Below are 12,232 nucleotides of genomic sequence, written 5' to 3'. Positions count from 1 at the left end.
TCATGAAAGATATTTTCGTTTCGGTCCGTGGGTCAAGAGTGCGCACAATGGGGGCATGGACCCCATCAGCCCCCTGGAGCAGACGCTGCATGCCGCGCGCGCCCTCGTCCTCGCCGACCTGGTGGCGGGTCAGGTCGCCGAGCCCGACGTCGTGTCGCTGGTCGAGGAGTCCGTCGTGCAGCGGCGCTGGTGGGTCGAGCAGTGGCCGCAGGGCGCGGAGTTCGTCGCCGGGCTGGTCGCCCAGGACGTGCAGGACGCCCTGCTGGAGCGGTACGGCCGCTGGCCGCTGTGCCCGGTGTGCGGCTCGGGCGACCCGCACGCGCTGGACGTCGAGCCGGAACTGGGTCCCGACCCGCACTGGGTGTGCGGCAAGGCGGGCGTGAAGGTCGCGGCGGTCGGCTCGCTGGGCTCCGCCGGCGGCACGCCCCCGTCGTGAGGGGGGACCGGTGACCGTCTACATCGACCCGCCCGCCTGGCCCGGCCACGGCCGGATGTGGTCCCACCTCGTGAGCGACGTCTCCTACGCCGAACTCCACGCCTTCGCCGAGGCCCTGGGCGTGCCGCGCCGCGCCTTCGAACGCGACCACTACGACATCCCCGCCCAGCGGTACGCCGACGCCGTGTCCGCCGGGGCGCGGGAGGTCAGCAGCCGCGAGGTGGTGCGGCTGCTGCACGGTGCGGGGCTGCGGCGCAGGAAGGGCGGGGCTCAGCCGCGCAGCTCGTAGACGAGCAGCTTCTCGTCCTCGGCGACCAGGCGGTAACCGGCGCGGGTGACGACGCCCTGCGAGCGGACGTTGTCCCGGTCGATCTTCGCCAGGAGGGTGGTGCCGTCCCGACGCGCCGGCGGCCACGCCGACAGCGCGCGCAGCGCCTCGGTGGCGTAGCCCTCGCCGCGGGCGTCCTCCGCGAGGTCGTAGCCGATCTCGGCCCGGCCCTCCTCGTCCGGCGGCCCGTGGAAGCCCATGGCGCCGACCGCGCGGCCGTCCTCGTTCCGGACGAGCACGAAGACCCCCCACTCCGGCCGGTGCACCCCCGCCTCGTACGCCTTCCACAGCAGTCCGGCGCCCTCCCGCGTGCCCTGGAAGGGCCCGCTGTCGGTCCACGCGAAGCCGCCGTCGCCCCCGGCCGCGAGATCGGCGGCCGAGGCGGGGGTGAGGCCCTGGAGGGTGAGCCGTCCGGCGGGGAGGACCAGGTTGTTGCTCCAGCGCCACTCGGTGAGCGGGGCGCGTCCCGGCAGCTCGCCGCGGCCGGTGGCCCACAGCAGGGTGCGCCAGGGGTCGGTGCCGGGCTGCACGTGCGGGAAGATCCGGGCGAGGACGTCCGCGCACAGCTCGGCGGGCGGCTCGTACGCCAGGCCCAGGCCCTCGGCGATGTCGTGCGTGTGCACCAGCACCTCGGTGACCCCCATCGCCGCGAACCCCTCGCGGTCCGCGCTGCGGAAGGGGTACGGGTGGAAGGCGCGGACCTCGCGCGGGGTGGTGCGGACGGTGGCGGCGAGCAGGGCGCCGGTGGTCTCGATCACCTGGAGGACGCCCTCGTTGCCGGTGCCCTCGTCCAGGGTGATCTCGAAGGGCACGTAGGCCTCGGTGGCGCGTCCGGCGAGCTGGCCCGCGTAGGCGATGAGGTCGCCCGCGACGTGCTCCGCCGTGTACCGGCAGCTCCACTCCAGCCGGCCGGCCCGCACCCCCTCCCAGTCCCGGTCCGTCGCCGTGCGCAGCAGCGCGACGGCGCCCGCGACGGCCTCCTCCACCTGTTCCCCACCCATGTTCCGCATGCCGGGCAGGCTACGGGGCCGGGTCGCCGCCGGGCGACAGCATTTCCAGCTCGCCCGTGAGGTTGTACCGGGCGGTCGCCTCCCACGCGCGCCGCCCGTACGGGGTGTGGAACAGCCGGGGCAGGGCGAGGAGCCGGCGGAGCACCGCGGCGCGCCCCTCGCGGAAGGCGTCGTTCGGCACGAAGTGGTACTCCTCGCGCACGGCCGCCGTGTACGCGGCGTACGCCGACGGCGGCGAGGCCAGCACGGCCAGGTCGGCGTCGCACAGCACCTGCCCGTCGCGGTCGTCGCCGGCCGGGGCGTGGGTGACGGTGAGCCGGACCAGCCGGGCCACCTCGGCGGTCCTGGCCGCCGGCACGCCCGCCTCGGGGAGCGCCCGTTCGGCCAGGCGCGCCGACCGCTCCTCGTTCTCGGACCGCTCGGGCAGGTACACCGCGTCGTGGAACCACGCGGCCAGCCGGACCACGGCCGGGTCGGCCGCGTGCTCCTCCAGCACGTCGACGTGGTCCAGGACCGCGGTGAGGTGGGCGAGCGTGTGGTACCGCCGCTGCGGCTCGGACCACCGGCGCAGCAACTCGTCGGCGTACCGGTGCGGGTCGGGGTGTCCGGCGCCCTCGCGGGCCGGGAGGAGGGCGTGCAGCCAGCGGGAGCGCAGGGCGTCGAGATCGGCCATGGCGCCCATTGTTCCAGCGGGGCCGGACCGCCGGCCCGGCCCGTGCGGTCCCGGGGCCCCGTGGTGCTGACCTCGGGGCGGGGCCGCGCCTAACGTGGAGCCATGACGACTCCTGCAGACGTGCACGACGTACGCGACCCCGAGCGGCCCGGGCGGCTGCTGGCCATCGAGCGGGACGAGCTGGTGCCGCTGCTGCGCTCCCGGACGGAGGAGGACTTCGCGCTGCCGGTGGCCGCGTGCCCGGGGTGGACCGTGCGGGACGTGCTGGCGCACTGCTCCGCCGCGCTGATCCGGGTGGTGGAGAACCGCTTCGAGGAGGGCGTCTTCTCGCCCGAGTCCAACGACCGTGACATCGCCGAACGCGCCGGCTGGACCCATGCCCGGATCGTCGACGAACTGGAGCGCGGGATGACCGAGGCCGGTCCGGTGATCGGCCGCGCGGGCGGTGCGCTGGACGGGATCGCGCTGGGCGAGTGGGTGCACGCGGGCGATGTGCGGGTGGCCCTCGGTGAGCCGGGGGCGTACGCGGGGCGCGGGCTGCCGGAGGCGCTGGCGCTGCTCGGCACCCTCACCCGCGACCGCGGCCACGTCCCGCTCCACGCCGACCTCGACGACGTGGACGAGCCGCTGAAGCTGGGCGCGGTGAACGGTGAGCGGCCGCCGGGGCGGTTCATCGGGGACGCCGCGACCCTCGTACGGCTGTACGCGGGCCGTCCCGTGAACGGCGCGGCCGACGCGGACGGGGCGGCCGGGTACGAGCTGGCCGGGGTGCGGGAGGCGGAGCTGAACCTCTTCGGCGGCTGAGCGGCGGCGCGGTCGCGCGTGCGGAGGTGAGGGGTCGGGCCCGGCCGTCTGGGCGTAGGCTTGGATTGGACTAGACCTGTACCAGGCCGACGAATGGGGTCCCATGAGCAAGCGTGCAGTCCTGGAGGTGATCGCCCTCGACGTCGAGGACGCGGTCGCCGCCCAGGCCGGAGGCGCGGATCGCCTCGAACTGGTCACCGACATGGCGGCCGACGGCCTCACCCCGTCGGCCGCGACGGTCGCCGCGATCCGCGGGGCCGTCGACATCGACCTGCGGGTGATGCTGCGGCTCGCGGACGGGTTCGCCGCCGGGGACGTCGAGCGGCTGGTGCGGCTCGCCGCGGAGATGAGGGAGGCCGGGGCCACGCAGTTCGTGCTCGGGTTCCTCGACGCGCACGGGGACGTGGACCTCGCGGCCGTGGAGCGGGTCGCCGGGGCGCTGGACGGGTGCCGGTGGACCTTCCACCGCGCGATCGACCGCGCCGCCGACCGGGACGCCCTGCGCAAGCAGCTCGCGGACCTCCCGGGGCTGGACACCTACCTGACCGCCGGGTCGGCGGGCGGGGTGGACGACGGGCTGGCCGTCCTGCTCGCCGAGGCGCGGCGGCGGGGGGAGCCGGGGTACGAGCAGCGGCTGCTGGTCGGCGGCGGCCTGCGGCTGGAGCACGTACCGGGTCTGCTGGACGCCGGGATCGACGGCTTCCACATCGGCGGCGCGGCGCGGCCCTCCGGGTGGACGGGCCCGGTGTCGGCGGAGGCCGTGGCGCAGTGGCGCCGGGCACTGGACGCCCAGGCGACGGCCCCCGCGGCCGCGGAGGGCTCCGCCGGCCTCCCGTAGCGGCGGGCGCGAGCGGGTCCCTGCCGCGGCCCGCGGGTGGACGTGCCGCCCTCGCCGCGGGTGCGGCCGGGGCCGTGCCGTCTCCTCGCAGCCGTGGGCGCGGGCGCGGCGGTTCTGCCGCCCCTCTCGTGGCCGCGGGCGCGAGGGCTCTGCCGGTCTCCCCGTAGCCGGGGCGTGGCCACCGGGGCGTGGCCACCGGGGCGTGGCCGGCTCCCTGCCGCAGCCCGCAGCCCGCAGCCCGCAGCCCGCAGCCCGCAGCCCGCAGCCCGCAGCCCGCGCCCGCAGCCGCGGGTGGTCGTGCCGCCCCGTCGTGGGTGCGGTCGGGTCCGTGCCGTCCTCTCGCAGCCGCGGGCGGGTCCCTGCCGCAGCCCGCAGCCCGCGGCCCGCGCCCGCCGGCGGAGGGGCGCTACCGGGTCAGCTGGGCGGGCAGGTCCGTGCCGTGGGTGACGATCAGGCCCGAGACCGCGCGGGTCAGCGCCACGTACAGCCGCCGCAGCCCCGTCCGTTCGTCCGGCTCGCCGTCGACCACCGCCTGCGGCTCGTCCAGGACCACGTAGTCGTACTCCAGGCCCTTGGCCAGGGAGGCCGGGACCAGGGTCAGGCGGGTGGCGCGCGTGGTCTCCTCGCCGGGACCCACGAATCCGAGCCCCGCCGTCCCGAGGGCCGCCGCCAGCTCGGCCACCCGCGCGTCGGCGGCGATCAGGCCGACCGAGCCCTCCCGCTCCAGCAGTTCGCGGCAGGCCGCCAGGACGTCCGCCGTCCCGTCGGGGGCTTCGCGGATGTCGAAGAAGCCCGGGTTCTCGCGGATCGACGCCACCGGCGTCAGGCCCGGCGCGATGTGCGGCAGCAGCCGGGAGGCGTACGCGATCACGTCCGTCGGCACACGGAAACCGGCCGTCAGCTCCTCCACCACGGCCTCGCCCTTGCCCAGGTGGGCCAGCGCCTCGGACCAGCTGCGGGTCGCCCACGGCGTGGTCCCCTGCGCCAGGTCCCCGAGGACGGTCGCCGAACCGGTGGTGCAGCGCCGGCCCACCGCGCGGTACTGCATGGGGGACAGGTCCTGTGCCTCGTCGAGCACCACGTGCCCCAGGGAGTGCGTGCGTTCGATCAGGTCGGTGGCCTCGTCGATCAGCACGGCGTCGGCGGGAGACCACCTGGCCGCCCGCACCGAGCGGGCCGGCCTCACCCACAGCACCGCCTTGCGCTCGTCGTCGGTGAGGACGCCCTCGGAGTGCTCCGCGAGGAAGTCCGCGTCCGACAGGAGGCGCAGGACGAGCCTGGCGGGCTCCACCTGCGGCCAGACGGACTTCACCAGCGCCTTCACGGCGGCGTCGCGGGCCACCGCGTTCTGCACCCGGTCGTCCGGCGCCTCGCCGGCCCGCTCCATCTGCACCAGCACGGAGTGCGCGATCCGCTGGGGAAGGGCCTCGCGGGCGGCGCCGTAGCGGATGTCGCGGGCCAGCAGCTCGCGGACGATCTCCTCCAGTTCGTACGCCGGCACCCGCCAGCGCCGGGAGCCGCGCACCACGACGACCCCCTCGGTGGGCAGGGTGACGTGCGAGTAGAGGGCCCGGCGCAGCACCTCGGCCATCCGCGCGTCGCCCTTGACCACCGCCGTCGTCGCCTCGTCCGCGCCCCGCACCTCGACGTGGGCCACCAGGTCGTCGACGGTGGCCTGGCGGACCGTCAGCTCACCGAGCGCCGGGAGCACCTGTTCGATGTAGTGCAGGAAGGACCGGTTCGGTCCGATCACGAGGGTGCCGGTGCGGGCGAGGCGCTCGCGGTGCGCGTAGAGGAGGTAGGCGACCCGGTGCAGGCCGACGGCGGTCTTCCCGGTGCCGGGGCCGCCCTGCACGCAGACCGAGCCGGACAGCCCGGCGCGCACGATCTCGTCCTGCTCGGGCTGGATGGTCGCCACGATGTCGCGCATCGGACCGACACGGGGCCGCTCGATCTCCTGCTGGAGCAGCCTGCTGGTGACCGCCGCCTCCGCCGGGTCGGACAGGTGCTCGTCCTCGTACGCCGTGAGCTCGCCGCCGGTGTACCCGAAGCGGCGGCGCAGTCCGACGTCCATCGGGTCCTTCTTGGACGCCCGGTAGAACGGCTGCGACACCGGCGCCCGCCAGTCGATCACCATCGGGTCGCCGTCCGCGTCGTGCACGTGCCGGCGCCCGATGTAGAAGCTCTCCCCCTCCGCGCCCTCGGCCCGCTCCGCACCCGGGGTGTGCAGGTAGTCGAGCCGGCCGAAGAACAGCGGGGTGTCGCTCAGGTCGGCGAGCGCCTTGACGCGCTCCTCGATCTGGCTCTCCAGCACCGCGGCGTTGACCCAGTTCGCGGTGACGTCGGTGATGTCGAGGGCCTCCACGTCCTCGCGCATGGCACGCAGGGCGGCACGGGACGCGGCGAGGTGCGAGCGCTCGCGGGAGAGGGGGTCGTCATGGACGGGCGTGGACAAGGGAGTGCCTCCGGAGGACCGCTGTGTGGTGGGCGCGCGGGGTACGCGCGGTGGGCCGACCGGTTTCCGTCCGGAAGGCGGCACTCCGCGAGGGAGGCGGGCAGGAGCGGAGAGTGTAGGGGAGCGGGGACCGCGGGGGCCAACCGTTTTCCCGCCCGCCCGCGACCCCTAGGGGACGAGGCCCTCCGACGTGAGGGGCGGGGGTCCGTCTGGAGGCGGACCGGGCGGGGCCGGGGTTGGGTCCGAGGACCGATGCCGGACCGGGGTCCGCGGTCGCACCATGGAGACATGAGCGCAGCAACCATCTCCCCCGCCCCGGCACCGGGCCGCGCGTCCGGTGCCACGCCCGTGGCCGGCAGCCACCGGCACCGGCTCGGTGACGCCCTGCGCGCCGTCAGGGTGTTCGCGGGCGCCGCCTTCGACGTGGTCGTGCTCGGCGAGTACGGCGAGGAGGCCGGCGTCCGCCGCAGGTGAGCGCCCCGGGAGCCGGCCCCGGTGTCAGCTCTCGGTCAGCAGCTCGTCCGCGTCCATGATCCGGTACGCGTAGCCCTGCTCCGCCAGGAAGCGCTGGCGGTGCGCGGCGAAGTCCTGGTCGAGCGTGTCGCGCGCGACCACGGAGTAGAAGTGCGCCTGGTGGCCGTCGGACTTCGGGCGCAGCACCCGCCCCAGACGCTGGGCCTCCTCCTGCCGGGACCCGAAGGTGCCCGACACCTGGATGGCGACGGTGGCCTCCGGCAGGTCGATGGAGAAGTTCGCGACCTTCGACACGACGAGGACGCTGATCTCGCCCTGGCGGAAGGACTCGAAGAGCTTCTCCCGCTGGGCGTTGGACGTCTCGCCCTTGATGACCGGCGCCCCCAGGTGCTCGCCCAGTTCGTCGAGCTGGTCGATGTACTGGCCGATGACGAGGATCTGCTGCCCGGCGAAGCGCCGGACGATCGCCTCCGTCACCTTCCGCTTGGTCGCGGTCGTCGCGCAGAAGCGGTACTTCTCCTCCGTCTCGGCGGTGGCGTACGCGAGCCGCTCGGAGTCGGTGAGGTTGACCCGGACCTCCACGCAGTCGGCGGGCGCGATGTAGCCCTGTGCCTCGATCTCCTTCCACGGCGCGTCGAAACGCTTCGGGCCGATCAGCGAGAACACGTCCGACTCGCGGCCGTCCTCCCGCACCAGCGTCGCGGTGAGGCCGAGCCGCCGCCGCGCCTGGAGGTCGGCGGTGAACTTGAAGACCGGCGCCGGCAGCAGGTGCACCTCGTCGTAGACGATCAGCCCCCAGTCCCGGGAGTCGAACAGCTCCAGGTGCGGGTAGACGCCCTTCCGCCGGGTCGTCAGCACCTGGTACGTGGCGATGGTGACGGGCCGGATCTCCTTCCGCGTCCCGCTGTACTCGCCGATCTCCTCCTCGGTGAGGGAGGTCCGCTTCACCAGCTCGTGCTTCCACTGCCGGGCGGAGACGGTGTTGGTCACCAGGATCAGCGTCGTCGACTTGGCCTGCGCCATCGAACCGGCCCCGACCAGCGTCTTGCCCGCGCCGCAGGGCAGCACCACGACGCCGCTGCCGCCGTGCCAGAAGTTCTCCACCGCCTGCTTCTGGTACGGGCGCAGCGCCCAGCCGTCCTCGGCCAGCTCGATCGGGTGCGCCTCGCCGTCGACGTACCCGGCGAGGTCCTCGGCGGGCCAGCCCAGCTTCAGCAGCGTCTGCTTGATCTGCCCGCGCTCGGAGGGGTGCACGGCCACCGTGTCCGGGTCGATGCGGGCGCCGACCAGCGGCGCGATCCGCTTCGACTTCAGCACCTCCTCCAGCACCGGGCGGTCCGTGGTCGTCAGGACCAGCCCGTGCGCCGGGTGCTTGGAGAGGGTGAGGCGGCCGTAGCGGTCCATGGTCTCGGCGATGTCGACCAGCAGCGCGTGCGGCACCGGGTAGCGGCTGTACTCGACGAGCGCGTCCACGACCTGCTCGGCGTCGTGGCCGGCCGCCCGGGCGTTCCACAGGCCCAGCGGGGTCACCCGGTAGGTGTGGATGTGCTCCGGCGCCCGCTCCAGTTCGGCGAACGGCGCGATGGCCCGACGGCAGTCGCCGGCCTGCTCGTGGTCGACTTCGAGGAGCAGGGTCTTGTCGGACTGGACGATTAGGCAGGACACGCATACCTCCGGAGATAGGGTCGTCTCATGACAGAACCAACGCCTGTCACAGCACGGGCTATGCCCCGTGCCCGACGCCGGAAGGGCGTCCCGGCCAGCGCGCCGGGGATGCGCGCCGCTATCTATGTTCGCCTATCGCGCGAAACCGACGAGACGACTTCGCCGGAACGCCAGCGCGCGGCCTGTGAAGCGCTGTGCGAGGCACGCGGCTGGGAGGTCGTGGCCGCCGAGGAGGACATCGATGTCTCGGGCTTCTCGCGCGGGCTCGACCGGCCGGGACTGCAACGCATCCTGACCAGGCTCGCCGAGCTGGACGTGATCGTGTTCTTCAAGATCGACCGGCTTGCGCGCTCGACGGTCGACTTCGCGGAGATCATGCGACTCGCCGAGCACCAGAGCGTTGCGCTCGCGTCGGCGACGGAGCCGCTCGACCTCACGTCGTCCATGGGTCGGGCCATGGCGAAGGTGATCGCGGTCTTCGCCGAGCTGGAGTCCGACACCATCGGCATGCGGGTGTCCAGCGCGCACGAGCACCTGCGCCGCGAGGGCCGCTACACCGGCGGTCGGGTCCCGTACGGGTACATGGTCGTCCCCAACCCCACCGGGGCGGGCAAGGTCCTTGCGGTCAACGAGGGCGAGGCCAAGACGATCAAGCGGATCGTGGAACGGGTCCTGGCCAAGGACTCGCTCATGCAGATCATCAACGACCTCAATCAGGAGGGCGTCCCGTCACCCGGCCACACCTCACGCCAGACCACGGGCAAGCGCAGCGACTCCAAGCAGTGGTACACGACCACGCTGCGCAGCATGCTGGGCAACCCCCAGTTGCTCGGCCAGGTCATCGAGGACGGAAAGCCGATCCTGCGGACGGACGGCCTGCCCCTGGTCAATCGCCCGCCGATCCTCGACACAGACACCTGGCAGGTGCTGCAGGACGAGTTGGAGCGCCGGGCCAACCCGGGTGAGAAGCGCCGGCAGGGTACGTCGCTGCTGCGCGGCATCATGCACTGCGGAGTCTGCGGCGAACGCATGTACACCTTCAGTGGGCGCAACGGTCAGCTTCGGTATCGGTGCATCGGACCGCTGAAGTACCGCCAGCGGGCGGCCAAGGGGGAGGAGAAACCGGGCGTGAAGTGCTACGGGCCGACCGTGGCCGGGGTGACCACCGAGGAGCACGTCACCGAGCAGTTCCTTGCGAAGTACGGGCACCTTTCAGTGATGCGGATGGTCCAGGAGGTGGGCGAGGACTTTCGCCCGCAGATCAGGCAGGCCGAGGAAGCGTTGGCCGACCTGCAAAAGGATCGCTACGACCGGGGCCTGTTCAGAGGCGACGACGGAGCGATCCGGTACGCGGAGCAGTACGCCAAGCTGGAAGAGCGACTGGCGACCCTGAAGGAGAGGCAGCGAACGGCGAAGCCGGGCGGCGTGAAGGCGGAGCCGATCGGAGAGACGCACGCCGAGCAGTGGAAGCGCTCGGACGTGGCCGGTAAGCGAGATCTGCTGTTGAACGCAGGCGGCTACGTGGAGGTGGCCCCCGCGCGGCGTGGAGGCAAGAAGCTGGACACGTCGCGTCTGTCGGTCTACTTCGGCGAGGAGGGGCACATGCGGCGGGCGGCAGCGGCAAAGGAGAGCGAACGGGAGACCGAGGCGGCTGACAGCCAGGGCTGACGCCCACGTCACCGGACACGAACAGCGGTGCCCCCACGGTACGGACGAGGTGGGGGCACCGCATTTTGTGTCTCAGGTCAGGCGGCGTGCTGGTCGGGCTTGTGCCAAGGGCCGATGACCTTGATTGAGGGGCGGCAATACGACAGCGTCCCACCGTCGCGGGTCGTGAACTCGACTGTCTCTGCGACGAGTTCGCAGAGGGCGTCCCCGCCTGCCCGGACCACCCGGCACGCTGTCCAGGCTGAGGGGTGGTGCGGTCTCTGTTTGTTGGTCGTTGCGTGGGTCGCGCCTTCACAGACTGCCGACGCTTCAGCTTCAGCGCAGGGCCTTGCCCACCTCGTAGATCGTTGGCCTGTCTTCGGGAGCGTGGCTGAGCATGGCCTCGATCAGTTCGCCCAGCTCGCCCCGCACCTTGACGGGCCGTCGCTTGCCGTCTGCCACAGCCTTTCGCTGCACAGGGCGCGGTGCGTCGTCAGGGTACTCGACTGCCCGCCAGCCCGTGGCGGAGATGAGCAGGGAAGCGCCGAGCGCGTAGATGTCGGCTTCCTGGGTGGGCTCAGCCTCTCCGGTGTCGAGCACACTGCGCGCGATCTCCGGGGCTTCATAGTGGACGAGACAGCCGCGGAACGGGAAGTCGTAACCCTCGGGCACCCGACCACCGCGCGCCAAGGCCAGATCGATCAGGTGCGTCCGCTCGGGTCCGATGATGAAGTGCGCGGGCTGCACGTCACCGTGCGCCCATCCTTTGGCGTGCAGTTCGGCCAGCGCCTCCACGCAGCCCAGGGCGACGCTCGTGTGTGGATCGATGCGCGAGCCCGGCTTACGGCAAGGCTCCCACAGCTGGTAGAGGTCCGGGCCTTCCCGCCACGGCTGGAAGTTCCAGGTACCGCCGTCCCACTCGCCGTACGCGAAGTCATGTAGGCCCAGGCGGTACAACACCGCACCTTCGCGTGCGGGCGCGCGCGCTGCCCAGGGCTGGGCAGGCCATTCGGCCGTTGCCTCGATCGGATAGCCGACCTTCACGGCGTGGTGGCCCCGATGGCTCTCGACGTCCCAGACCATGGAGCCCCGGCGGTTGAGGACCAGGCGCTGAGTCGTGGGCATGAGCGCGTCGAGCACGACGATCGGCAGTTCAGGGGATGTCCCGGACAACGTCGGTTCTCCTTCCTGGCGACGCGGCCGACCCCACATCGAGGCCGGCCGCGCCGCTGGTGTCGTGTCGCTACGCCTGACCGTACGGCCGGCCGCAGTCGGAGTCGCACTGCGCGAGGTTCGTGTCGTCCACGGTCCACAGGTCGTCGAAGACCATGAACCCAACCGCCTTCATCGCGTGCGTGGACGCGGCCACCTTCTCCGGATCGCGCGCCCCGCCACCCGGCTTGGGGTTGTGGTGGAGGAAGCGGCCCGCGAACCGCTCGCACAGGTCGGCGTACTCCTTCGTGTGCAGGATGAGGGCGTGCAGCCCGAGGTCCACGTCGTCCGACGGGACCATGGGGACGGTGGCAGTCGCGGCCGTGACCACGAAGGCCACCGCTTGGTCCGTGATCCTCTCGGCGCGCTCGCGAGGCTGTCCGTTGTGGGTGACCACGAAGTGGGTGAGGCTGTCGAACAGCTCCTCACCAGCCACCGCGCGACCGGTCCTCTGGTCGTTGGCCGTTGCCGTCATACGAAGACTCCTTGAGTGTCGCTGTGCTCTGGCACTTTCGCCCACACCGGTCGACGAGGCACGTCCCGCGACGACCGGGGGATGGAAGGCCGGCCCCGAACGGGAAGGGGAGCCAAGGAAGGTGGCACCCCGTCCGGGGCGGCCGGTCTACTGGCTGATACCGAGGGCCATGCCGATCACCAGGCCACAGGGCCCACTGATCAAGAAGATGAAAA

12 protein-coding genes are annotated in these 12,232 nt (G+C 72.9%); 6 read left to right on the top strand and 6 right to left on the bottom strand.

Features of this window, described 5'->3' with window-relative positions; all coding sequences use genetic code 11:
- Window positions 1–55: 55 nt before the first annotated feature.
- Window positions 56–436 carry a hypothetical protein gene (locus SAM23877_RS16040; RefSeq protein WP_053133014.1) on the top strand — a complete coding sequence of 127 codons (381 nt, stop codon included), beginning with the start codon at window positions 56–58 and terminating at the stop codon, window positions 434–436.
- A gap of 10 nt (window positions 437–446) precedes the next feature.
- Entirely contained in the window at window positions 447–725 is a 279-nt protein-coding gene (locus SAM23877_RS16035; protein ID WP_053133011.1) for a DUF4031 domain-containing protein, read from the top strand.
- Here SAM23877_RS16035 and SAM23877_RS16030 read toward each other — a convergent pair.
- Both SAM23877_RS16030 and SAM23877_RS16025 read right to left on the bottom strand, forming a co-directional pair.
- Window positions 707–1,774: a GNAT family N-acetyltransferase gene (locus SAM23877_RS16030; RefSeq protein WP_079030238.1), complete on the bottom strand. Its 1,068-nt coding sequence runs from the start codon at window positions 1,772–1,774 to the stop codon at window positions 707–709. The two genes, SAM23877_RS16035 and SAM23877_RS16030, sit on opposite strands and share 19 nt — an antisense overlap.
- Window positions 1,775–1,784: 10 nt before the next feature.
- A complete protein-coding gene (locus SAM23877_RS16025) occupies window positions 1,785–2,447 on the bottom strand; it encodes an HD domain-containing protein (RefSeq protein WP_053133005.1) in 663 nt (220 codons plus the stop codon).
- A gap of 102 nt (window positions 2,448–2,549) precedes the next feature.
- On the opposite strand from SAM23877_RS16025, the gene SAM23877_RS16020 reads away from it, so the two are divergent.
- Together SAM23877_RS16020 and SAM23877_RS16015 are read left to right on the top strand one after the other, a co-directional pair.
- Entirely contained in the window at window positions 2,550–3,251 is a 702-nt protein-coding gene (locus SAM23877_RS16020; protein ID WP_053133002.1) for a maleylpyruvate isomerase family mycothiol-dependent enzyme, read from the top strand.
- A gap of 103 nt (window positions 3,252–3,354) precedes the next feature.
- Window positions 3,355–4,089, top strand: coding sequence for a copper homeostasis protein CutC (locus SAM23877_RS16015; RefSeq protein ID WP_053132999.1), 735 nt, complete (start codon window positions 3,355–3,357; stop codon window positions 4,087–4,089).
- A 406-nt stretch (window positions 4,090–4,495) separates the two neighbouring features.
- Here the strand turns inward: SAM23877_RS16015 and SAM23877_RS16010 are convergent, their stop codons facing one another.
- Window positions 4,496–6,544 carry a HelD family protein gene (locus SAM23877_RS16010; RefSeq protein ID WP_053132995.1) on the bottom strand — a complete coding sequence of 683 codons (2,049 nt, stop codon included), beginning with the start codon at window positions 6,542–6,544 and terminating at the stop codon, window positions 4,496–4,498.
- Between the two features lie 288 nt (window positions 6,545–6,832).
- Between SAM23877_RS16010 and SAM23877_RS16005 the strand changes: the two genes are divergently transcribed.
- Window positions 6,833–7,018 carry a hypothetical protein gene (locus tag SAM23877_RS16005; protein ID WP_053132991.1) on the top strand — a complete coding sequence of 62 codons (186 nt, stop codon included), beginning with the start codon at window positions 6,833–6,835 and terminating at the stop codon, window positions 7,016–7,018.
- Window positions 7,019–7,042: 24 nt separating this feature from the next.
- On the opposite strand, the gene SAM23877_RS16000 is transcribed toward SAM23877_RS16005, so the two are convergent.
- A complete protein-coding gene (locus SAM23877_RS16000; protein ID WP_053132988.1) occupies window positions 7,043–8,683 on the bottom strand; it encodes a DNA repair helicase XPB in 1,641 nt (546 codons plus the stop codon).
- Window positions 8,684–8,791: 108 nt separating this feature from the next.
- Between SAM23877_RS16000 and SAM23877_RS15995 the strand changes: the two genes are divergently transcribed.
- Window positions 8,792–10,351 carry a recombinase family protein gene (locus SAM23877_RS15995; protein WP_159041982.1) on the top strand — a complete coding sequence of 520 codons (1,560 nt, stop codon included), beginning with the start codon at window positions 8,792–8,794 and terminating at the stop codon, window positions 10,349–10,351.
- A gap of 315 nt (window positions 10,352–10,666) precedes the next feature.
- On the opposite strand, the gene SAM23877_RS15990 is transcribed toward SAM23877_RS15995, so the two are convergent.
- Together SAM23877_RS15990 and SAM23877_RS15985 are read right to left on the bottom strand one after the other, a co-directional pair.
- Entirely contained in the window at window positions 10,667–11,503 is an 837-nt protein-coding gene (locus SAM23877_RS15990; RefSeq protein WP_053132982.1) for a protein kinase domain-containing protein, read from the bottom strand.
- 70 nt (window positions 11,504–11,573) lie between these two features.
- Window positions 11,574–12,017, bottom strand: a complete 444-nt coding sequence (locus SAM23877_RS15985) for a glycine-rich domain-containing protein (protein WP_053132978.1) — start codon at window positions 12,015–12,017, stop codon at window positions 11,574–11,576.
- Between the last annotated feature and the right edge of the window lie 215 nt (window positions 12,018–12,232).

Source organism: Streptomyces ambofaciens ATCC 23877 (assembly GCF_001267885.1).
GTDB lineage: Bacteria > Actinomycetota > Actinomycetes > Streptomycetales > Streptomycetaceae > Streptomyces > Streptomyces ambofaciens.
This window is presented reverse-complemented; position numbering and strand designations above follow the sequence as displayed.

What these genes read in the sequence shown, in the direction of transcription:
- SAM23877_RS16040 (WP_053133014.1), top strand. Translation starts at nt 56, where the DNA reads ATGGACCCCATCAGCCCCCTGGAGCAGACGCTGCATGCCGCGCGCGCC.
- SAM23877_RS16030 (WP_079030238.1), bottom strand. Translation starts at nt 1,774, where the DNA reads ATGCGGAACATGGGTGGGGAACAGGTGGAGGAGGCCGTCGCGGGCGCC.
- SAM23877_RS16025 (WP_053133005.1), bottom strand. Translation starts at nt 2,447, where the DNA reads ATGGCCGATCTCGACGCCCTGCGCTCCCGCTGGCTGCACGCCCTCCTC.
- SAM23877_RS16020 (WP_053133002.1), top strand. Translation starts at nt 2,550, where the DNA reads ATGACGACTCCTGCAGACGTGCACGACGTACGCGACCCCGAGCGGCCC.
- SAM23877_RS16015 (WP_053132999.1), top strand. Translation starts at nt 3,355, where the DNA reads ATGAGCAAGCGTGCAGTCCTGGAGGTGATCGCCCTCGACGTCGAGGAC.
- SAM23877_RS16005 (WP_053132991.1), top strand. Translation starts at nt 6,833, where the DNA reads ATGAGCGCAGCAACCATCTCCCCCGCCCCGGCACCGGGCCGCGCGTCC.
- SAM23877_RS15995 (WP_159041982.1), top strand. Translation starts at nt 8,792, where the DNA reads ATGCGCGCCGCTATCTATGTTCGCCTATCGCGCGAAACCGACGAGACG.
- SAM23877_RS15985 (WP_053132978.1), bottom strand. Translation starts at nt 12,017, where the DNA reads ATGACGGCAACGGCCAACGACCAGAGGACCGGTCGCGCGGTGGCTGGT.